General features: G+C 73.0%; 23 protein-coding genes. 10 read left to right on the top strand and 13 right to left on the bottom strand.

The genetic code is table 11. The annotated features are described in order from the left end of the window. The first annotated feature begins 370 nt into the window (after positions 1 to 370). Positions 371 to 1078 carry a GNAT family N-acetyltransferase gene (locus LPA41_RS11920; protein WP_229070173.1) on the top strand — a complete coding sequence of 236 codons (708 nt, stop codon included), beginning with the start codon at positions 371 to 373 and terminating at the stop codon, positions 1076 to 1078. 51 nt (positions 1079 to 1129) lie between these two features. Here the strand turns inward: LPA41_RS11920 and LPA41_RS11915 are convergent, their stop codons facing one another. Next, positions 1130 to 1582 (bottom strand): hypothetical protein, encoded by a 453-nt coding sequence (locus LPA41_RS11915; RefSeq protein ID WP_229070172.1) that lies wholly within the window; start codon positions 1580 to 1582, stop codon positions 1130 to 1132. A gap of 10 nt (positions 1583 to 1592) precedes the next feature. Further along, positions 1593 to 2024, bottom strand: a complete 432-nt coding sequence (locus tag LPA41_RS11910; RefSeq protein ID WP_229070171.1) for a MarR family winged helix-turn-helix transcriptional regulator — start codon at positions 2022 to 2024, stop codon at positions 1593 to 1595. Positions 2025 to 2069: 45 nt separating this feature from the next. Between LPA41_RS11910 and LPA41_RS11905 the strand changes: the two genes are divergently transcribed. After that, positions 2070 to 2417, top strand: coding sequence for a hypothetical protein (locus LPA41_RS11905; RefSeq protein ID WP_229070170.1), 348 nt, complete (start codon positions 2070 to 2072; stop codon positions 2415 to 2417). Positions 2418 to 2512: 95 nt separating this feature from the next. Here the strand turns inward: LPA41_RS11905 and LPA41_RS11900 are convergent, their stop codons facing one another. Continuing rightward, entirely contained in the window at positions 2513 to 3505 is a 993-nt protein-coding gene (locus tag LPA41_RS11900; protein ID WP_229070169.1) for an AraC family transcriptional regulator, read from the bottom strand. Between the two features lie 113 nt (positions 3506 to 3618). Then, the gene (locus tag LPA41_RS11895) at positions 3619 to 4116 is read right to left on the bottom strand and encodes an Lrp/AsnC family transcriptional regulator (protein WP_229070168.1); all 498 of its coding nucleotides are present in this window, start codon (positions 4114 to 4116) and stop codon (positions 3619 to 3621) included. A gap of 114 nt (positions 4117 to 4230) precedes the next feature. Between LPA41_RS11895 and LPA41_RS11890 the strand changes: the two genes are divergently transcribed. Together LPA41_RS11890 and LPA41_RS11885 are read left to right on the top strand one after the other, a co-directional pair. Then, positions 4231 to 5436 (top strand): PLP-dependent aspartate aminotransferase family protein, encoded by a 1206-nt coding sequence (locus tag LPA41_RS11890; RefSeq protein WP_229070167.1) that lies wholly within the window; start codon positions 4231 to 4233, stop codon positions 5434 to 5436. Beyond that, positions 5417 to 7747: a transketolase C-terminal domain-containing protein gene (locus LPA41_RS11885; protein WP_229070166.1), complete on the top strand. Its 2331-nt coding sequence runs from the start codon at positions 5417 to 5419 to the stop codon at positions 7745 to 7747. Before LPA41_RS11890 ends, LPA41_RS11885 begins: the two co-directional genes overlap by 20 nt. Before the next feature lie 58 nt (positions 7748 to 7805). Here the strand turns inward: LPA41_RS11885 and LPA41_RS11880 are convergent, their stop codons facing one another. Then, complete coding sequence (locus LPA41_RS11880) at positions 7806 to 8849, bottom strand: FAD-dependent oxidoreductase (RefSeq protein ID WP_308036546.1); 1044 nt, start codon at positions 8847 to 8849, stop codon at positions 7806 to 7808. Between the two features lie 152 nt (positions 8850 to 9001). Here LPA41_RS11880 and LPA41_RS11875 point away from each other — a divergent pair, with 152 nt between their 5' ends. Then, positions 9002 to 9661: a hypothetical protein gene (locus LPA41_RS11875; RefSeq protein WP_229070165.1), complete on the top strand. Its 660-nt coding sequence runs from the start codon at positions 9002 to 9004 to the stop codon at positions 9659 to 9661. Between the two features lie 10 nt (positions 9662 to 9671). Here the strand turns inward: LPA41_RS11875 and LPA41_RS11870 are convergent, their stop codons facing one another. After that, positions 9672 to 10448 carry a serine aminopeptidase domain-containing protein gene (locus LPA41_RS11870; RefSeq protein WP_229070164.1) on the bottom strand — a complete coding sequence of 259 codons (777 nt, stop codon included), beginning with the start codon at positions 10446 to 10448 and terminating at the stop codon, positions 9672 to 9674. Positions 10449 to 10557: 109 nt separating this feature from the next. Here LPA41_RS11870 and LPA41_RS11865 point away from each other — a divergent pair, with 109 nt between their 5' ends. Next, a complete protein-coding gene (locus tag LPA41_RS11865; RefSeq protein ID WP_229070163.1) occupies positions 10558 to 10917 on the top strand; it encodes a YciI family protein in 360 nt (119 codons plus the stop codon). Between the two features lie 172 nt (positions 10918 to 11089). Further along, on the top strand, positions 11090 to 11761 hold the full coding sequence (locus LPA41_RS11860) for a DNA alkylation repair protein (RefSeq protein WP_374238152.1): 672 nt from the start codon (positions 11090 to 11092) through the stop codon (positions 11759 to 11761). Between the two features lie 198 nt (positions 11762 to 11959). Here LPA41_RS11860 and LPA41_RS11855 read toward each other — a convergent pair whose 3' ends face one another. The 3 genes from LPA41_RS11855 to LPA41_RS11845 form a co-directional block, all read right to left on the bottom strand. Continuing rightward, complete coding sequence (locus LPA41_RS11855) at positions 11960 to 12265, bottom strand: hypothetical protein (protein WP_229070161.1); 306 nt, start codon at positions 12263 to 12265, stop codon at positions 11960 to 11962. A gap of 72 nt (positions 12266 to 12337) precedes the next feature. Continuing rightward, on the bottom strand, positions 12338 to 12880 hold the full coding sequence (locus LPA41_RS11850; RefSeq protein ID WP_229070160.1) for a DUF3618 domain-containing protein: 543 nt from the start codon (positions 12878 to 12880) through the stop codon (positions 12338 to 12340). Beyond that, the gene (locus tag LPA41_RS11845; protein WP_229070159.1) at positions 12877 to 13305 is read right to left on the bottom strand and encodes a phage holin family protein; all 429 of its coding nucleotides are present in this window, start codon (positions 13303 to 13305) and stop codon (positions 12877 to 12879) included. The genes LPA41_RS11850 and LPA41_RS11845 overlap by 4 nt, the downstream gene beginning before the upstream one ends. A gap of 157 nt (positions 13306 to 13462) precedes the next feature. Between LPA41_RS11845 and LPA41_RS11840 the strand changes: the two genes are divergently transcribed. After that, the gene (locus tag LPA41_RS11840) at positions 13463 to 13678 is read left to right on the top strand and encodes a hypothetical protein (protein WP_229070158.1); all 216 of its coding nucleotides are present in this window, start codon (positions 13463 to 13465) and stop codon (positions 13676 to 13678) included. A gap of 10 nt (positions 13679 to 13688) precedes the next feature. On the opposite strand, the gene LPA41_RS11835 is transcribed toward LPA41_RS11840, so the two are convergent. Together LPA41_RS11835 and LPA41_RS11830 are read right to left on the bottom strand one after the other, a co-directional pair. Continuing rightward, the gene (locus LPA41_RS11835) at positions 13689 to 14288 is read right to left on the bottom strand and encodes a cadmium resistance transporter (protein WP_374238151.1); all 600 of its coding nucleotides are present in this window, start codon (positions 14286 to 14288) and stop codon (positions 13689 to 13691) included. Next, positions 14288 to 15463 carry a PP2C family protein-serine/threonine phosphatase gene (locus LPA41_RS11830; protein ID WP_229070156.1) on the bottom strand — a complete coding sequence of 392 codons (1176 nt, stop codon included), beginning with the start codon at positions 15461 to 15463 and terminating at the stop codon, positions 14288 to 14290. Before LPA41_RS11830 ends, LPA41_RS11835 begins: the two co-directional genes overlap by 1 nt. Before the next feature lie 126 nt (positions 15464 to 15589). On the opposite strand from LPA41_RS11830, the gene LPA41_RS11825 reads away from it, so the two are divergent. Together LPA41_RS11825 and LPA41_RS11820 are read left to right on the top strand one after the other, a co-directional pair. Then, positions 15590 to 16162 carry a helix-turn-helix transcriptional regulator gene (locus LPA41_RS11825; RefSeq protein WP_229070155.1) on the top strand — a complete coding sequence of 191 codons (573 nt, stop codon included), beginning with the start codon at positions 15590 to 15592 and terminating at the stop codon, positions 16160 to 16162. 16 nt (positions 16163 to 16178) lie between these two features. Then, positions 16179 to 17552, top strand: a complete 1374-nt coding sequence (locus LPA41_RS11820; protein ID WP_229070154.1) for an MFS transporter — start codon at positions 16179 to 16181, stop codon at positions 17550 to 17552. Between the two features lie 195 nt (positions 17553 to 17747). Here LPA41_RS11820 and LPA41_RS11815 read toward each other — a convergent pair whose 3' ends face one another. Together LPA41_RS11815 and LPA41_RS11810 are read right to left on the bottom strand one after the other, a co-directional pair. Next, entirely contained in the window at positions 17748 to 18344 is a 597-nt protein-coding gene (locus LPA41_RS11815; protein WP_229070153.1) for an NUDIX hydrolase, read from the bottom strand. Between the two features lie 72 nt (positions 18345 to 18416). Continuing rightward, positions 18417 to 18737 carry a hypothetical protein gene (locus LPA41_RS11810; RefSeq protein ID WP_229070152.1) on the bottom strand — a complete coding sequence of 107 codons (321 nt, stop codon included), beginning with the start codon at positions 18735 to 18737 and terminating at the stop codon, positions 18417 to 18419. Positions 18738 to 18742: the final 5 nt, after the last annotated feature.

Genomic DNA, 18742 nt, shown 5'->3' with positions numbered 1-18742 from the left:
GGGCCCAGCGCAGCAACGTCGCGCGTTCCTCGTCTGACAGCGTCAACGGTGCGACAGGGCGCCCAGTCCTTGGCATCTCACCACGCTACACCACTTATCAGGCGAATTTGTGGCGCAGGACACTAGCGCTACGAAATCGCTGTGATCAAGGGGTCAAAACCGCGATTTCGCACCGCTAGCAGATCAACATCGCCGCGCGGACCCACCGCAGCACCTGCTCGCGGCGGCCCATGACCCGCAGGCGATCGTGGTGCTGGAGCCGGACGCCCCCGATCCTTCACCAGCACAAACTGACGGAAGGGCCTCGCACTTGCTGCTCGACGACAGCACAGGGGCAGCCGCCGGATCGGCGCGCCCCCAGAATGATCCGGTGACTACTTTGACGACCGAGCGGCTGGTGCTGCGCGGGTGGCGGGACGACGACCTGGACGTGCTGGCGGCCATCAACGCGGATCCGGAGGTGATGCGGTACATCGCGGACGGCTCGGTGCGGGACCGCCGGCAGAGCGCGGAGGGCCTGCGCCGGATGACGGCGACGTGGGCGGAGCACGGGTTCGGGCTGTTCGCCGTCGAGGTCCGGGCGACCGGCACGCTCGTCGGGTGGGCGGGTTTGTCGGTGCCGGACTTCCTGCCGCAGGTCCTGCCCGCGGTGGAGATCGGCTGGCGGCTGGACCGGGCGGTGTGGGGGCAGGGCTACGCGACCGAGGCGGCCCGGGCGGCGCTGCGGTTCGGCTTCGTCGATCGCGGCCTGGACCGGATCATCAGCATCCGGCACCTCGACAACGAACGGTCGGCACGGGTGATGGCGAAGCTGGGGCTGACGCACGCGTTCGACACGACGATGCCGGGCGTCGCACAACCGGTGGCGGTGCACGAGATCACCCGCGACCGCTTCGCCGACCTGACCGGAATCGCCCACGCCCGCACAGCCGACCTGACCGGAATCGCCCACGCCCGCACAGCCGACCTGACCGGAATCGCCCACGCCCGCACAGCCGACCTGACCGGAATCGCCCACGCCCGCACAGCCGACCAGCACGACACTCACGACCGGGCAGTGGACCGGCACGACGCGTGACGGCAAGCCGGGGCATCCGGCCCCACGTCCGAGGCGGACCGGCAGGGACGATCAGGTGTCGTACTCACCGTCCCACGGCGGGTCGAAGCCCAACTCGTCCGGCAGGAACTCGGCGTGGTCGGCGTCGTAGTCGGCCGACTGGTCGACCAGTCCGAACACCTCGCCGTCCGCCTCGACCTGGAACAACCGGATCGCGATGTCGCCGAACTCGCGCCCCGGCAACTCGGCGAGCCAGGCGTCGAGACGTTTGCGGGCGCTGTCGATCGACGCCTGTTCCTGCTCGCTGGTGCCGGCGAACCAGATCTCCGAGCCGGTGTGCCCGCCGTCCCGGTCGAAGCGGTGGAGAACCGCATACCACCGCTTGTGCCGCGCCCAGTCGTCGCCGGCGCCCATCGCCAGGGTGGCCGTCACGGAGCCGAAGAACTGGCCCTGGTCGTAGGACCCGATGGTGTCGGTGCGGTAATCGGGCTCGTGCACGATGGGCACGCGTTCGGGAATCGCCATGGCCGGGACCCTAGGGCAGGGGTACGACATCCGACTGTTCCCGCACGAGCCGGTCCATCAGCGTGACCAGGGTGCGCACGTCCCGCTCCGGCCAGCCCGCCGTCAGCCGCGCCAGCACGTCGTCCTGCCAGGACCAGGCGTGGCGCAGCAGGTCCTCGCCGGCCGCCGTGAGGGTGATCGCGGCGGCCGCGCCGATCCGGCCGGCGCCGTGGCGTTCGACGAGGCCCTGCTGCCGGGCGTGCGCGACCATCCGGCTGGCGCCCGACTGGTCCATGCCCAGTTCCCGGGCCACGTCGTTGATCGAGGTGGGACGCCCGGCGGCGGCCAGGTCGTGCACGGCTTCGAGGACCATGACGTCGCGGCCCCGCTGCGGGTCGGTGCCGGTCCAGCGCCGCGACCAGAAACGTACGAATGCGAAAAGTGACCGCCCGCTCGCTGCCATCGTTGCTCCCCCTATCGTATGCGTATCGCATATGAGGAGGATGCCATGCTCGACCCGGCCATCGTCGCCTGGCACGACGCCGTCAACACCCAGGACCTGGATGCCGCCCGCGCCACCGTGACCGACCCGGTCGAGGTGGCCGGCCCGCGTGGCACGCAGGACCTGTCCGCGGACGCGTTCACCGGGTGGATCGTGCGGTCCGGAATCCGGCTGCGCCCGCTGGCCGGCCACCCGATCGACGCGACGACGACCGTGGTGGAGCAGGAGGCGACCTGGCCGGAGACGCCGGAACCGGTGACGGTGGCGACCCTCTTCCGGGTGCGCGACGGCGTGGTCAGCGCGGTGCACCGGTTCGACTCGCTGCCGGAGGCACTGCGGGCGGCCGGCCGCTGACCTACGCCGGCCAGCGGCGCGAAGGCGACCAGCGGCGCGAAGTCGGCCGGCGGCGCGAAGTCGGCCGGCGGCGCGAAACTGGGCGCGCCGCCGCGTCAGGCGTCCCGGCCCAGGGTCGCGGCCGGCGCCTCGTGGAACAGCGTCAGATATTCGGCGGCGAACCGCTTCGCACCGAAGCCCCACCGGCGGCCGACGGCGGCCACCGTGGTGCTGCCCGCCTCGGCCGCGCGTAGTTCAGCCTGGGCGGCCAGTAACCGGACCCGACGCACGTACCCCATCGGGGTCGTCCCGTGCTGCCGCCGGAACTCGGCGCTGAGGCCTCGGCTGCTCATCCCCGCGAGTTCGGCGAGCCGGGCCACCGTGTGCGCCCGCCGCGGCTCGGCGTGGACGGTGTCGACGGCGGCCGCGATGCTGCGGGGCGCGTACCGGATCGGCGGCGAACCCTCCTGCAGAGAGTCCTGGTATTGGTGGTCGGCGGCGAGCAGCAGAGCCGTCAGCACCGCCTCCTCCAACGGTTCCGCCACCATCGGCTCGTGGATCAGGCTGTCGGGGTCGGCCACCTCGGCGGCCAGGAACCGGATCAGGCCCGCGCAGCTGTTCCCGGCGGGCCCGGTCAGGTCCAGCTGGGAGGCGAACCGGATGGTGCCGCCGACCGGTACGTCGTGCGCCGTCTCCAGGTGCTCCTCCAGCGCCACCCGGTCCACTTTGACGGCGAGCAGCCGGCAGTCCGGGCTGGCGTAGTGCAACTCGGTGCGGCCGTCCGGCCGGTAGACCGCCGCCCGCCGGGTGTCACCGCTGATCGGCCGGCCGCCCTGGCTGGCGTGGAAGCGGCCGGCCTGCGGGATGTTGAGGTGGTAGGTGCCGAGGGACTCCGTGACACCGGCGACCGCGGCACCGTACCGGACGTCGGCCACCGCCAGCACCCCCAGGCGCAGGAAGGAGAACTGGGCGTCGATCTCGGCGTCGCGTTCCAGCAGCCGCATGGATCGCGGGTACAGGTGCTCGCCGCAGACGGCACGGGCTTCGTCGAGATCGCGGGTGCGGACGGCGACCACGGCGGGCGGGGTGGGGCGGAGGCTGGGTTCCATCGGCACACTCCTTCGGGGGACCGCCCTGGATGCCCGGGAACGGAGGAGTAACGCACCTGATACTGCCTTTTCTGCCGACCCGCCACCAGATACCGTCGCATCGGCCGACCGCCTCAGGACCGCGACGGCAACACCCCCGCGCCGCTGCGGACCTCGAAGACCAGGTGGGTCTCGGTCTGGCGGACCACCCGGTGCGTGGTCACGTGCTGGAGCACGAAGTCGCGCAGCGCTTCCGCGTTCTCGACGGCCACGTGCAGGTAGAAGTCGTCGGCGCCGGCGACGTGGAAGGCCTGCAGCACGCCCGGGGTGGCGGCGAGGGCGTCGTACAGCTGATTGACGTTGGCCATCGTGTGACTGCCGAGCCGCACCATGACGATCGCCTGCAGCGGATAGCCGAGCAGCGCCAGATCGAGTTGCGCCCGGGTGCCGGTGATGACGCCCGCCTCGCGCAGCGCCCGGACCCGGTAGGCGCAGGTGGACTCGGCCAGGCCGAGCCGGCCGGCGAGCGCCTTGTTCGTCACGCCGGCGTCCTCGGCCAGCGCCCCCAGCAGCCGCAGGTCGACGGAGTCCAGGGCGGCCGGAGCATGCCGCGGTGGTTGCGCATTCCGCAATGCGAACGCCTCCCGACGGCCGACGCGTCACCGGAAAATTCGAATCCGCACCGCGCCGGTGCTGATTCGGCAGCAACTCTATGCATCCGTTGGGCTTTCCGGAAGCGTACGGGCATGCACAGCGACTCGGTTGCCGTGCACGCGGGCCGTGAGGACCTCACCGCGCTCGGCGTGCACGCCCTGCCCCTGGACCTGTCGTCGACCCACCCGCTGCCGGACCTGGTCCGCGGTGGCGAGTCCTACGAGGCCATGGCCGCCGGCGGTTACCCGCTGCCGGACGGTGGCGCCGTCTACGCCCGGCTGTGGAACTCGACGGTGGCCCGGTTCGAGGCCGCCCTGGCGCAGCTGGAACACACCAGCACGGCGGTGGCGTACGGCTCCGGCATGGCGGCGATGACCGCGGCGATCCTGGCGCACACCACGATGGTCGGCCGGCGGCACGTGGTGGCGGTCCGGCCGCTCTACGGCGGCACCGACCACCTGCTCGCCACCGGCCTGCTCGGCGCCGAGGTGACGTTCTGCGCCGAGGACGAGGTCGCCGGCGCGGTCCGCGCCGACACCGGCCTGGTGATCCTGGAGACCCCGGCGAACCCGACGCTGGACCTGGTCGACATCGCGGCCGTCGTCGCGCAGGCCGGGACGGTGCCGGTGCTGGTGGACAACACCTTCGCGACGCCGGTGCTGCAGAACCCGGTTACTCTCGGGGCCACCATGGCTCTGCACAGCGCTACCAAGTACCTCGGCGGGCACGGCGACGTCGTCGCCGGCGTCATCGCCTGCGGTGAGGAGACCGCCGCCCGGCTGCGGCAGGTCCGGGCCGTCACCGGCGGGCTGCTGCACCCGTGGGGCGCCTACCTGCTGCACCGCGGCCTGACCACGCTGCCGGTGCGGGTGCGCGCCCAGCAGGCCAGCGCGGGCCGGATCGCCGCGTGGCTGACGCAGCACCCGGCCGTCGCCCGCGTCCATCACCCCGGCCTCGACGGCGACCCGCGCGGGCTGCTGCGCCGGCAGATGCGCGGCCCCGGCGCGATGGTCTCGGTCGCGCTGCGCGGCGGGTTCGCGGCCGCCGCCCGGATGACCTCGGCCACCCGGCTGTTCACCCACGCCGTCTCGCTCGGCGGCGTGGACTCGCTGATCCAGCACCCGGCCGCGCTCACCCACCGGCCGGTCGCGCCGCACGCCCGCCCGTCCGCCGACGTGGTCCGGCTGTCGATCGGCCTGGAACACGTCGACGACCTGGTCGACGACCTCGACCGGGCACTCACCGCCACCGCCCTCGCACCCACCCGGAGACCCTCCAGTGACCAGCTCGTCCCCTGATGTCGCAGTGCTGCGGGAGATCGCCCGCCGGGTGCTGTGGCTGTCGGCGTCGATCGTCGACGCCGCCAACGCCGGCCGGCCGAACGACTCCGGCGTGAAGGTCGGCGGCCACCAGGCCTCCAGCGCCTCGATGGTCGACATCATGGTCGCCCTGTGGTTCGCCGAGCTCACGGCACAGGACCGGGTGTCGGTCAAGCCGCACGCCTCGCCGGTGCTGCACGCGGTGAACTACCTGCTCGGCGACCTCGACGAGGACTATCTGCCGAGGTTGCGGGCCAAGGGCGGTCTCCAGTCGTACCCCTCCCGGTTGAAGGACCCGGACACCGTCGACTTCTCCACCGGCTCGGTCGGGATCGGGGCGACGGCCGCGGTGTGGGCCGCGATGGCCCACCGCTACCTGACCTCCCGGTTCGACGGCACGCCGGCCGGTGGCCGCTTCGTCAGCCTGCTCGGCGACGCCGAACTGGACGAGGGCGCCATCTGGGAGGCGGTGATGGACCCGGCCGTGGCGAAACTGGGCGAGCTGCTGTGGGTGGTCGACCTGAACCGGCAGTCCCTGGACCGGGTCGTGCCGGACATCCAGATCGCCAAGCTCCAGGGCATGTTCGCGGCCGCCGGCTGGCAGGTCGTCGTGCTCAAGTGGGGGCGGATCGTCTCGGAGCTGTTCGAACGGCCCGGCGGGCAGGTGCTGCGGGCCCGGCTGGAGGCGATGCCCAACGAGGAGTACCAGCGGATGCTCCGGGCCGGCGCGGCGCAGACCGCCGACCGGATCCTGGCCGGCAGCGAGGCGTTCCCCGGCGCCGCCGAACTGAAGGCGCTGCTCGCCGAGATCGACCCCGAAGAGCTGGCTGCCGCCGTACGCGACCTGGGCGGCCACGACCTGGGCCTGCTCGTCGACACGTTCCGGGGGGTCGACCCGGACCGGCCCACCGTGGTCTTCGCGTACACCGTCAAGGGTCGCGGCCTGCCCACCGAGGGGCACCCGAACAACCACTCCGCCCTGCTGTCGGCCGCCCAGATGGAGGCCCTCGCCGCCTCCTCCGGGATGGACCGGGCGGCGCCGTGGCAGCGGTTCGCGCCCGGCACCGCGGCCGGCCGGTTGTGCGCCGGCCGCGGTGCCGCGCTGCGCCGGGAACCGGTCACCCCGACGGCGCCGATCCCGGTGCCGGTGGGGCTGGGTCACCCGTACCGCAAGCCGATCAGCACCCAGGCCGCCCTCGGCCGTCTGCTCGCCGACCTGCCGCGCGACGCACCGGCAGCGGCGGCGCGGGTGGTCACCTGCTCCCCCGACGTCGCCTCCTCCACCAACCTGGGCGGCTGGATCAACAAGACCGGCGTCTGGTCGGCGCAGGACCGGCGTGACTGGTTCGCCGACGACGCCGAACGGGTGCTGCGCTGGCAGGAACACAGCGCCGGCCAGCACATCGAACTCGGTATCGCCGAGGTCAACCTGGTGTCGCTGCTCGGCGAGCTCGGCGCCACCTGGTCCCGCTGGGGCGAGCGGCTGATCCCGATCGCCACCCTGTACGACCCGTTCGTCTCGCGCGCGCTGGAGCCCTGGTCGTACGGCATCTACGCCGGCGGCCAGTCGATCCTGGTCGGCACCCCGTCCGGGGTGACCCTGGCACCGGAGGGCGGCGCCCACCAGTCGATCACCACCCCGTCGATCGGCCTGGAACAGCCCGGCTGCGTGGCCTGGGAACCGGCATTCCCGCAGGACCTGGAGTGGTGCTTCCTGCACGCCATGAGCCGGGTCGGGGTGGAGGGCGGCACGTCCGCCTACTTCCGGCTCTCCACCCGGCCGATGGACCCGCGGCTGGCCGCCGTCCCCGACGACCCGGCCCTGACCGAACGCCGGCGCCGGCAGGCGGTGGCCGGCGGCTACCGCCTCCCCGCCGCGCACTCCCCGGCCGGCGAGGACGTCACACTGGTCGGCGTCGGCGCGATCATGCCGGAGGTGATCGCGGCCGCGGAGGCGCTCACGGCACAGGGCGTCACCGCCGGCGTGGTCTGCCTGACCAGCCCCGACCTGGTGTTCCGCTCGTTCCAGCAGCGCGGCAGCCGCGACGCCGGGCTCGGCGGCGGCATCCTGGACGAACTGTTCCCGCCCGCTCAGCGGTCACCGCTGGTCACCGTCCTCGACGGGCACCCGCACACCCTGGCCTTCCTCGCCGCCGCCCGCGGCGACCGGATCCGCTGCCTCGGCGTCACCGAGTTCGGCCAGTCGTCAAGCCTGGATGACGCCTACCGCCTGCACGGCATCGACACCGCGTCGATCGTGGACGCGGCCCTGACCCTGACCGGCCGCTGAGCCACCGGCCGGCCGCCGCCTCGCACCGCGGCGGCGGCTCCGGGCATGCGGCAGCCCGTCAGTGACGGTTCGGGCCGGCGTCGGCCGGGGTGGAACCGTCGATGCAGGCCTGCGCCAGGATCTCGCCGAGCAGCGGGGCGAACTTGAACAGGTTCTCGCCGTGCACGACCAGGACCCGGCCGCGGCGCAGGAACTGGAGGCCGTCGCTGAGGTCCGGGTTGTGGGTGCAGTAGAGGCGGTCGACGGCGCGCGGCTCCACGCCGGGCAGCTCGCGGGCGACGTAGTCGGTGACCACCGCCAGGGACGCCCGCTCGGCGGCCTCGCGGCCGAGGTCCCAGGCCACGGCGGCCGGGGCCACGTCGGCGCCGACCGCCCACGTGCCGGGCGCGGCCCGGTGCTGGTAGGTGCCCGGGTCGCCAGGACCGCCCAGGGTGATCAGGCATTGCGGGGACGGCGGGGCCTGCGGGCGCAGCGGGAAACTGAACCGGACGTGGTGTTCCAGCGCCGGCGGCACGTCCACACCGACCGCGGCGGCCAGGTCAGGGGTGCCGGCGCCGGCACAGATCAGGGCCGCGTCGAAGTCGTCGGTGGCGGTGCCGGCGACCACCCGTACGCCCGTGGGGGTCTCCTCGATCGTCTCCGCGGTGACCTGCCGCACCGCGCCGGCGGCGGCCACCAGGAAAGCACGCACCCGGTCCACCCGGATCACGCCGCCGGACGGGTCGAGCAGGGCCGGCCCGGTGACGGGTCCGGGCAGCCGGAGCAGCGGCGACCCCGGTTCGACGATCTCGTGGGCGGCGCCCGCGGCGGCCATCGCGTCCGCCCAGCCGCCGGCCGCTTCGCCGCCGACCACGGTGCCGACGTCGTCGATGAGCGGCACCCCGGCGCGTTCACCCCAGCCGGCGTAGAGGCGGCGGGACCGCGCGGCCAGCTCGACCATGTCGGGGTACGCGTGGGCCAGCCGGAAGACGCGGCTGTCACCGGCCGAACGCTCGGCCATCGGTGTGTCTCGCTCGTAGCAGACGGCCTCGGTGCCGCGCCGCAACAGTTCCACCGTCGCCGACAGCCCGACGACGCCGCCCCCGATCACCGCGATCCGCACAGCCGCCGACGCTATCAGCGCCGGTCGGCGGCAGCGAGCCCGTGACTGAAGCACAGCGAGGCAGCCCGGTGGAGCGAGCGCCCGGTGGAATCCGGCGGGCGCGCGTGCGAGCATGCCTGAGGAATCGACAGCGGGGAATGGATGGAGGCGTCATGGGTGGGAGCGCGGCGGAGTTGCTGGCGGTCATCCGGGTGGAGGCGGACGTGCTCGCCGAGGCCAACCCGTTCGTGGCGGCGGTCCGCGAGGGCCGGGCACCCCTCGTCGCCGTCGCCGCCCTCGCCGCCGAGGAACGGGTGATCATCCCCAGCGACCGGCGCGCCTTCCTGCTGCTCGCGGCGCGCTCCGAGGAACCGGCGGCGGTGGCGTTCTTCACCGGGCTGGCGCAGGGTGAGAGCCTGGTGCAGCCGCTTGTGGAGCCACTGGCTGCGGCGGCCGGGATGGGGCCTGACGCGTTGGCCTCCTACGAGCCCCGGGCGGGCTGTCAGGCGTACGCCTCGCATGTCTCCTGGCTGGCCCAGAACGCCGACCCGGCGGCGGTGGCCCTGGCCCTGGTCTCGAATTTCGCCGCCTGGGGCGAATATTGCGCGGGCGTCGCGGCGGGTCTGCGGGAGCGGTACGGGTTCGACGACAGCGCCTGCGCCTTCCTGGACTTCTTCGCCACGCCGGTGACCGAGCCGCAGGAGCTCGCGGTCGCCGCCGCGCAGGCCGCGCTGGACGAGGGCCGCCCGCTCGCCGGGGCCGGTCGGCATGCCCGGCTGCTGCACGACTACGAGACGATGTTCTGGCACACCCTCGCCGCAATCCCCGCCTGACTGTTAACGCCTACTGCGCCGACGCGGTCGCGTGCGACGCTGCCCACCAGGTGAGCACCCGGTCGACCACCGGACCGGGTTTGCGGACCCATTGGATGTGGTCGTTGCTCGCCCCGTCCGGCACGTCCGCGTCCCGGTAGAGCCAGCCGCTGCGGCTGCCACCGGCGATCAGGCGGTCGCCGAACCGGTCCACCGCGGACGGCGGGGCCAGCCGGTCACCCTCCAGCGCGACCAGCAGGGTGGGCGTCGTGACCGGCCCGGGGACGGGGAAAGGGGTGCGCCCGGTGACGGCCATCCGGCCCCACTGCCGCATCAGGGTGCGCGCGCCGGGACCGCCGAAGGCCGGCTTGGGCAGGTGGCCGAGCAGGGTGGTCAGCACGGGCACGATCACCCCGCCCATCAGGATCAGGTGCGGAGCGGCGTACGGGTAGTCGCGGTGGTACGGCAGGCAGGTCCCGACCGTGACGATCCCGTCCGCCGGCGCCCCGCCGAGCTGGTTCCCGACCGCGAGCTGACCACCCAGGCTGTGACCGAGAAGGATCACTGGGCGACCGGGTGCTTCGGTCCGCGCGGCAGCGACCTCGGCGGCGATGTCGTCGATCTCGTCGCCGTAGGACCAGTCGTGCCGCCGCGACGCCCGCGGCCCACCGGGCTCGAACCCGCGACGCGGCAGGGCCCGGGCCGCCCAGCCGCGCGCCGTGAACGCCTCGGCGAGGGGCCGGTAATACCGGGAGCCGATCGCCATGGCGGGCGAGATCAGCACGAGCGGAGCGGGGTGGGGCGTCACTGCTTCGGTCCTTCAATTCCGGTGATCAACCTGCGGGGACCGTCACGGTAATCGGTCCCGCGGACGTGGCATCAACCGGGCGGAGCGTGGTCGTTGCTACGCTCCCGCCGTGGTCGTGCCGGAGGATCAGTCGCCGTTGCCGGAATTCATCATTCTCGTGTACGAGCGGCAGGTGCCGGCCAGCGCCGCAGCGGTCTCGCCGACCGTCCTCGAAGCCCATCTGCGGTTACCGCAGAAAGTCGCCGAGACCGGCGGCCGGATCGTTACGGGACACGCGGTGCGGCCCCCGTCCGCCGGGGTGTCGATCCGCGACAACGTGGTGAGCGGCGGGTCCCTCCTCGAGGGCGAGCAGATGTTCGCCGGCTATTTCGTCGTGCAGGCCTCGGACTTCGATCACGCCGTCTGGATCGGGCGCATGATCCCCGTCAGCGACGGGTGGGTCGAGGTCCGGCCGCTGATCGCGGCCTAGCCGGCCGGCGTGATCGGTTCCGGGCGGCCATCGGCGTCGCCGGCGCGTTGCTGCTGTTCACCCCGCTGCTGTTGCGGCGGGGCCACCATTTGTCACACCCGGCTCGTAGGCTGGTCGCCTCACAGGACAACCGGGGGTACAGGTGGCGGAGACGACTGTGGCCGAGACGACTGTGGCCGAGACGACCGTGGCCGAGGTGATGGCCGAGCTGGCCGCCCTGGCCGACCCGAAGATCCGCGCGGTGAACGAGAAGCACGGCGACGACCACGCCGTGAACCTCACCAAGCTGCGCGCGCTGGCGAAACGGCTGAAGACGCAGCAGGATCTGGCCCGCGAGCTGTGGCAGACCGGCGACAGCGCCGCCCGGCTGCTGGCGCTGCTGATCTGCCGCCCCAAGGCGTTCGAGCGCGCCGAGCTCGACGCGATGCTGCGCGACGCGCGGGCGCCGAAGGTGCACGACTGGCTGGTCAACTACGTGGTCAAGAAGAGCCCGCACGCCGAGGAGCTGCGGGTGTCCTGGTTCGCCGACCCCGACCCGGTGGTGGCGAGCGCCGGCTGGGCGCTCACCACCGACCGGGTCGCGCGCGAACCCGGCGGCCTCGACCTGCCGGGGCTGCTCGACATCATCGACGAACAGATGCGCGAAGCCCCGGAGCGGCTCCAGTGGGCGATGAACCACTGCCTCGCCCAGATCGGCATCGAACACGCCGGCCACCGGGCCCGGGCCATCGAAATCGGCGAACGCCTGGAGGTGCTCAAGGACTACCCCACTCCCCCCGGCTGTACGTCGCCGTTCGCCCCGATCTGGATCGGCGAGATGGTGAGCCGTCAGGAAGCGAGCTGACTCGTTCCGGTCTACCGGCTGCGGCAGCGGCCACGGACCGGCCTGGTGACAGCGTGACACGGCCCCCGCGCGCCGGCGCGGGGTGGCGCCGGCCCAGCGCGCACCAGCGCGGGCCGAGGCAGCTGCCTCGGCCCGCGCTACGACGTCCCACCCGGTCCGCAGGGGGGTCGTCCCGCCGCACGGGCCTTCCCGGGTGGGTCAGGGCAGCGGCGTGCCGGTGTAGGTCACCGGGCCGGACGGGGTCTCGGTCTCCCGGAGCGTGGACGGCTTGGTGCCGGCGACCGGCTGGTCGGCGGGCTCGACCCCGGCGGCCCGGGGCCGGGTGTCGGCCTTGTCCATGCCGGCGTTGATCAGCGCCTTCGCGGTGGACTGCGCCTGCGTGGCGGCGGGGCTGCCGGCGGCCTTGCGGGCGGCGGCCGCGATCTGCTCGTACCGTTCACGTCCCGCCCGGGTGCCCAGCACGTAGCCGGTGGCGAGTCCGGCAGCCAGGGTCAACAGTCGCATCAGAGATTCTCCCTATCGATTCGGATGGTCACGCCTGCGGCGTGCGATTCACGTCTGTCCTGGCGCACCCGGTCAGGAGCGGCGGCGGCGGGCGGCGACGATGACGCCGGCGGCCACGGCCACCGCGGCGGCGCCGATCAGGGCCGGCGGGATCGCGCGGCGCGGGTTCTCGCGGACCTCGGCCACTGTCTGCCGGCTGCGCTCCTGGGCGCCGGCCGTGACCTCCTTGGTCCGGTCCTTGGCGTCGGTGGCTGCCACCACGGCGCGTTCCTTCGCGCCGGCGGTCGCCGCGACCACCGCCTCCTTCGCCCCGGTCGTCGCCTCGGCCGCGCGCTCCTTGGCGCTGGTGGCCGCGCCCGCCGCGGCGCCCTTGGCGCCGGCGACCGCCTCCTTCGCCCGGTCCTTCGCGTCCACCGCAGCCTCTTTCGCGCGGTCCTTCGCGTCCACCACGGCATCCTTGGCGCGGTCCTTCGCGTCGGCTGCGGCGTCCTTCGCCCGGGCCTTCACGTCGGTCTTGGCGGCCAGCGCCTCGACGGTGTTGCCCAGGTCGGCGCGGGTCTGCTCGATCTCGGCGCGCAACTGCTGCGGGTCGGACGGGGTCTTCGGGTTGCTCATGAGCGGCGTCCCTCCCGGGCGGCGGTCTTGATGGTCTGCACGTCGGCCTCCACGCCGGCGATCGCGTCCTTCGGCACCGGCGGCGCGGCCGCCTGCAGCTTCGACTTGCCGATCAGGGCGGCGATCCCGGCTGCGGCGAACACGACGACCATCACGACGAGGACGGCCAGCCACAACGGCCAAGCCATGTCCAGCAGCACCACGGCGAGGGTCAGGAACAGGCCCAGGCCGTAGAGCCCGAGCACGGCCGCCCCGCCGAACAGGCCGCCGCCGACACCGGCACGCTTGCCCTTCTCGGTCAGCTCCAGCTTAGCCAGGGTCAACTCGTCCCGGACCAGCGTCGAAATCTGGGCGGCAGCCTGGCTCACCAGGTCCGCCGTCGACGCGCCGGTGGAACCGCCACCGCCTGATGCGTTTGTGGTCATCGCGTTCACCTCCTTGGTTATGCGCTGGTGTGCCCAGGGCTGCCCCGCCGAAAACGCCCCGGCCGAAGGAACGGCACACGCCCAGGCCGGCCGGGCGCCACTGGCAGGCTCCGGCAAGCCCGGCATGCCGCCCCGGGCGCCCATCGGAAACCGCCCGATGGCCGTACTCGTGCTCGGAGCCACCTATGACCCTGACCGGACCCGCCGGCGCCGCCCGCACCGGCCTGCGCGCCGCCGCTGCCTGCTCGGTTCGGACCGGGCCACGATGATGGCCGGCTGGGATCCGACGCCGCACGCCGGCGGCGCCGGCCACCACGGTTTCGTGCTGCCGGACGGGGACATCGCGACGAGCCCGCCGGCCGGGTTCGAGTGACGGCAGCGGTTCAGAGACCGGACGCGCCTCCCTCGACGAGGATCAGCAGTCCGATACCGATCAGGACGACGGGCAGCAAGACGTGTCCCCACCTGCTGAGCGCCTTCGCGATCACGGGCCGGGTGGCGAAGAACCGGCCGGCCGCGACCCAGACGGCGACCAGGATGAGGAAGACCGTCACGTAGACGGCCGTGCCCGCACCGCCGGCGGTGGCCAGGACGGGCACGTACACCCCGATGTTGTCGCCGCCGTTGGCGAAGGTCACCGCGGCGACCTCGAGGGCCCGGGGTCCGCCCGCGCCGGACTCGTCCGGATCGTCCCCGGCCTCGTGGCGGTGCCGCCACGCCTGCACGGCGGCCTTCAGGCCGAGCGCGAGGGGGAGCAGACCCAGATAGGGTACGGCCTGTTCCGGCAGGAATGTCGCACCGAAGGCGGCCGCCAGCGCGACGACCAGGATCGCGGTGAACCCGAGGTACTGGCCGGCGGCGATGTCGCGGGTGGTGTGGCGCCGACCGGCACCCCGGGCGAAGAAGAGCGCCAGGATCAGGATGTCGTCGACGTTGGTGACGGCGAACAGGCCGGTGGCCTGACCGATCGTGCCCAGGTTCATCAGTGGCGACGCCATTGGACGAGCGCGGCCGTGGCGTCGTCGCGCAGCTCGTTCTCCTCGTACGAGACGATGGCCTGGACCAGGCGGCGCATCGCCTCGGGCGCGGGGATGCCCTCGGCGAGGGCGTCGAGCACGAAACCGCCGAGCCGCTCCACGCCGAACAGGGCACCGGCGGCGTCGCGGGCCTCGGTGATGCCGTCGGTGTAGAGCACGAGGGTGTCGCCGGGCTCCAGCTGCACCTCGATGACCTGCGGCGGCCGCCTGATCATGTGGCCGAGCCCGAGGGGAAGCGCGTTGGGCGTACGCAGGAAAGGCAGTGCCCGCCCGTCGCGCAGGAAAAGCTCCGGAGGGTGACCGGCGGAGATGCGCCGGTAAGCGCCGGTCGCCATGTCCAGCTCAGCCAGCAGCGCGGTGACGAAGGCGCCCGGGTACTGCGAGCGGATCCACTTGTCGATCGAGCGGCAGGTGTCCACCAGGGAAAGACCGGAACGGCGGGCATTGCGGTACGTGTTGAGCGTGAGCGTGGCCAGCGCGCTCGCACTCATCCCGTGCCCGACGGTGTCGAAGAGCGCGACGTGCAGCACGTCGCCGTTCGCGGCGTAGTCGAAGGCGTCGCCCCCGACGTCGTAGCAGGGTTCGAGCACCGCCGTCACCATGGTTCCGTCGACGGCGAAGGTGAGCGGTGGCAGCTGGTTCCAGATGATCTCGGCGGCCAGTTGCATCGGCATCCGGCGGCGGGTGTGCTCGACCGCGTCGCCGTAGAAGCGGCGGCTCGCGATCAGCTCAGCGAGCAGGGCGGCGATGACTTCGAGGTCGTGCCGGAGGGGCGTAGCCGGGTAGTCCTTGACCCGCAGCTGCAGGACGCCGAGACGTTCCGCGCCGTGCAGCAGCGGCAGCCACAGCATCCCGCCGTCGCCGTCGTCGAGCCACTGCTGCCGGGCCGAGGTGAAGGCCCGGCCGGCGAGGGTGTCCTCCACGGTCAGTGGCACTGCCGCGCCCGGGTCGGTGCCGCGCAGCGGGTGCAGCTCGAGCTGTCCGTAATCGATCAGCAGCACGGTAGCCGTCTCGGCGTCGAGCAGCGGCGCCGCCTCGGCCAGCACCGTCGGCAGGTCCTCGGCCCGGCCGCGGTGCCGCAGATCCATCAGGCGGCGTACCGCCTCCATCGGCGCAGGCATGGACCCACCTTCCAGTTGCCAGGCATGGTATCCGCTCGGCGTCCCCGATAAACGGCCACTGTAGACCTCCCTCCATCGCACAAGGGTTCTTGTGCAACGACTGTTGTGCATGGCACGGTGGGAACCATGACAGCTGATGAGGTCCGCCAGGTCACCGACTCCCGGGTGCTCGCCGCACTCGCCCACCCACTGCGGCGGCGCCTCATGGACGTCCTCAAGGTGCACGGGCCGGCCACCGCGAGTTCGCTCGCGAGCGTGACCGATCAGGCCATCGGCAACGTCAGCCACCACCTGCGGGTGCTCGGCGAGTGCGGCCTCATCGAACAGGCCCCCGAACTGGCTCGCGACCGGCGGGAACGATGGTGGCGGCTGGTCTCGCGCGGGCTGCGCTGGTCGCCCGCCGACTTCCGGCACGACCCGGCCGCCGCCGCGATCGCCGACGCCGCCGACTCGCTCAACCTGGACCACCACACCTCTCAGGTACGGGCCTGGTTCGCGGCCGGTGACGACGAGAAGGAGTCCTGGCAGGACGCCGAGTTCTCCACGGACAAATGGCTGCACCTGACCCCGGACGAGCTCCGCGAGGTCGGTGCGGAGATCAGCGAGCTGCTCGAACGATGGCGCCGCAGGCCGCCGGCCGGTGACGGGGAACGACGGCCGGTGTTCGTGTTCGCCTACGGCGTGCCGGGAAAGCCGTGACCGCCCCGGGAAAGCCGTGACCGCCCCGGCCACCGAGGCCGGCCAGGACGGCCGGGGCGGCCGCCGGACCGGGCTGCTGCGGCACCGCGACTTCCGGCTGTTCTGGCTGGGCCAGACGACCAGCCAGTTCGGCAGTGCGATCACCACGGTCGCCCTGCCACTTGTCGCGGTCGGCGTGCTGAACGCCTCCACCCTGCACGTCGCGCTGCTCCACGCCGCCGCATGGCTGCCGTGGCTGCTGCTCGGCCTGCCGGCGGGTGTCTGGGTCGACCGGCTGCCACGCCGGCCACTGATGATCGCCTGCAACGTGACGGCACTGGTCCTGTTCGTCAGCGTGCCGGTCGCCGCCGGCGCGGGCGCGCTCACCCTCGGGCACCTGCTCACCGTGGCGCTGCTGGCCGGCGCGACGGCGGTCTTCTTCGACACCGCGTACCAGGTCTACCTGCCGTCCCTGCTGCGCCCCGACGAGCTGCCCGAGGGAAACGCCAAGCTGCACGGCAGCGAGGCGGCCGCGCAGGTCGCCGGGCCCGGCGTGGGCGGGCTCCTCGCCCAGCTGTTCGGCGCCGTGTCCGGGCTGTTCGCCGACGCGGTCACCTTCCTGATCTCGGCGGTGTGCCTGATCGCCGTGCGGCACCGGGAACCGGCCGTGGCCCGGCAATACCCGGCCTCGGGCGCGACCGGCTCAGGCGCCACCGGCTCGGGCCCGACCGGCTCGGCTTCCGGCGCACCGGGCTCGGGCTCGGGCGCGGCGGGCTCGCGGCGGGCGTTGCGCGCCGAGATCGGTGACGGGCTGCGGTTCCTGGCCGGTGACCCGTACCTGCGCTCGCTGGCCGCCTTCGGAGCCGCCGCCAATCTCGCCCTGACCGGGTACCAATCCCTGCTGATCGTCTTCCTGGTCCGGGAGAACGGTGTCGCCGCCGGCGCGGTCGGTGGCATCGTCGCCTTGATGAGCTGCGGCGGCCTGCTCGGCGCGTTCCTTGCCACACCCGTCGCCCGGCGCTTCGGCACCGCCCGAGGCCTGCTGCTGTGCCAGCTGTGCGCGGCGCCGTTCGCGCTGCTCATCCCGCTCGCCGCACCCGGGCCCCGGCTGGCGCTCGTGGTGCTGGCCGGGGTGGCGGTCGGCACCGGCGTGGTCGCCGCGAACATCATCAAGGACAGCTTCCGGCAGACCTACACGCCCCGGCCCCTGCTCGGGCGGGTGATCGCCGGCATGCAGCTGGTCAACTACGGCGCGATCCCGCTGGGTGCGCTGCTCGCCGGGCTGCTGGGGACGGCCCTGGGGCTGCGGCCCACCCTCTGGATCATGACGGGCGGGCTGGTGCTGTCCACCGGCATCCTGCTGACCGGCCCGATCAGCCGCCACCGGGACCTGCCGGCACATCCGGCCTGACCCCCTACCGGCGCGGCCCGGCCTCCCCTACCGGCGCGGCCCGGCCGACCGCTCACCCACCGGCCACGGCCCGGCCGGCCGCTCACCCGTCGTCGCCCGCGCGGCGGTGTTGATCTGCTGGCGCTACGAAATCGCGGTTTCGACCCCATGATCACAGCGATTTCGCATCGCTAGCAGATCAACATCTGGGGCGGGTCACGACGGCGTGCTGTCGCGGTGGCCGGCGTCCGGCTCGGGGAGGGCGGTGCCGGGCGCGCTGCGGATGCTCGGCGACGCCAGGTGGTAGAGGGTGAGTGCGGCAAGTGACGGGGCGTCCACCATGGCGCCGGAGCGGATCATGGCGGTGATCTCGGCGTCGGTGAAGGCGCGGTGGATCATGTCCTGTTCGGTCGGCTCGCGGTCCGGTTCGCCCTCGGCGAGGCCGGTGGCCAGGTAGACGTCGAAACCCTGGGTGGAGTACCCGTACGCCTCATAGAGGTGACCGAGATGGGTCAGGTCCGCCGCTCGCAGCCCGGTCTCCTCGGCGAGTTCCCGCCGGGCCAGCTCGGTCTGCTCGCCGGCGGCTCCCGCGCCCCAGCTGCCCTGCGGGAACTCCCAGGCGCGCCGGCCCACCGGGTAACGGAACTGCTCGACCAGCCAGAACCCCTTCTCCCAGCGCGGCAGCACCAGCGCGAAGTCGGGTTTCTCCACGACACCGTAGATGCCGTCGCTGCCGTCCGGCCGCCTGATCTCGTCCTCCCGGACGGTCATCCACGGGTTGCTGTACACGACGCGAGTGCTGAGCTGTTCCACGCCGGAGATCCTAGGAGCCCGCACCGTACGGCCGGACGGCGCACACCGGCCACCCAGCCGCCGGAGGGCAGCTCAGGCCACGTCGTAGGTGAGCTGCACCATGCCGTTGCCGAACCGGCGTTCCCGCCGCAGCGACAGCGACGTGCGCCACCCGCCGGGCAGCACCCTGGTCCCGCCGCCCACGACGACCGGGCAGAGCAGCAGCTCGACCACGTCGACGACACCGAGCCGCAGGGACATCTTGCGTCCATAGAGATAGGTGCTCACCCCGGCCGCGTCGGCGTTGAGCGCGGCGATGACCTCCTCGTCGGGCACCGCCCAGGAGAAGTCGCCCTGGGCGTCGGTGTGGTAGCCGTCCACCGACGACGCGACGGAGTAGATGACGCGACCCATGCACG

Source organism: Actinoplanes sp. DH11 (genome assembly GCF_020873875.1).
Classification (GTDB): Bacteria; Actinomycetota; Actinomycetes; order Mycobacteriales; family Micromonosporaceae; genus Actinoplanes.
This window is presented reverse-complemented; position numbering and strand designations above follow the sequence as displayed.

Coding starts and splice junctions, on each gene's coding strand:
- LPA41_RS11915 (WP_229070172.1), bottom strand. CDS start 1,582: ATGGCGATTCCCGAACGCGTGCCCATCGTGCACGAGCCCGATTACCGC.
- LPA41_RS11910 (WP_229070171.1), bottom strand. CDS start 2,024: ATGGCAGCGAGCGGGCGGTCACTTTTCGCATTCGTACGTTTCTGGTCG.
- LPA41_RS11905 (WP_229070170.1), top strand. CDS start 2,070: ATGCTCGACCCGGCCATCGTCGCCTGGCACGACGCCGTCAACACCCAG.
- LPA41_RS11900 (WP_229070169.1), bottom strand. CDS start 3,505: ATGGAACCCAGCCTCCGCCCCACCCCGCCCGCCGTGGTCGCCGTCCGC.
- LPA41_RS11890 (WP_229070167.1), top strand. CDS start 4,231: ATGCACAGCGACTCGGTTGCCGTGCACGCGGGCCGTGAGGACCTCACC.
- LPA41_RS11875 (WP_229070165.1), top strand. CDS start 9,002: ATGGGTGGGAGCGCGGCGGAGTTGCTGGCGGTCATCCGGGTGGAGGCG.
- LPA41_RS11855 (WP_229070161.1), bottom strand. CDS start 12,265: ATGCGACTGTTGACCCTGGCTGCCGGACTCGCCACCGGCTACGTGCTG.
- LPA41_RS11850 (WP_229070160.1), bottom strand. CDS start 12,880: ATGAGCAACCCGAAGACCCCGTCCGACCCGCAGCAGTTGCGCGCCGAG.
- LPA41_RS11845 (WP_229070159.1), bottom strand. CDS start 13,305: ATGACCACAAACGCATCAGGCGGTGGCGGTTCCACCGGCGCGTCGACG.
- LPA41_RS11840 (WP_229070158.1), top strand. CDS start 13,463: ATGGCCGTACTCGTGCTCGGAGCCACCTATGACCCTGACCGGACCCGC.
- LPA41_RS11835 (WP_374238151.1), bottom strand. CDS start 14,288: ATGAACCTGGGCACGATCGGTCAGGCCACCGGCCTGTTCGCCGTCACC.
- LPA41_RS11830 (WP_229070156.1), bottom strand. CDS start 15,463: ATGCCTGCGCCGATGGAGGCGGTACGCCGCCTGATGGATCTGCGGCAC.
- LPA41_RS11825 (WP_229070155.1), top strand. CDS start 15,590: ATGACAGCTGATGAGGTCCGCCAGGTCACCGACTCCCGGGTGCTCGCC.
- LPA41_RS11810 (WP_229070152.1), bottom strand. CDS start 18,737: ATGGGTCGCGTCATCTACTCCGTCGCGTCGTCGGTGGACGGCTACCAC.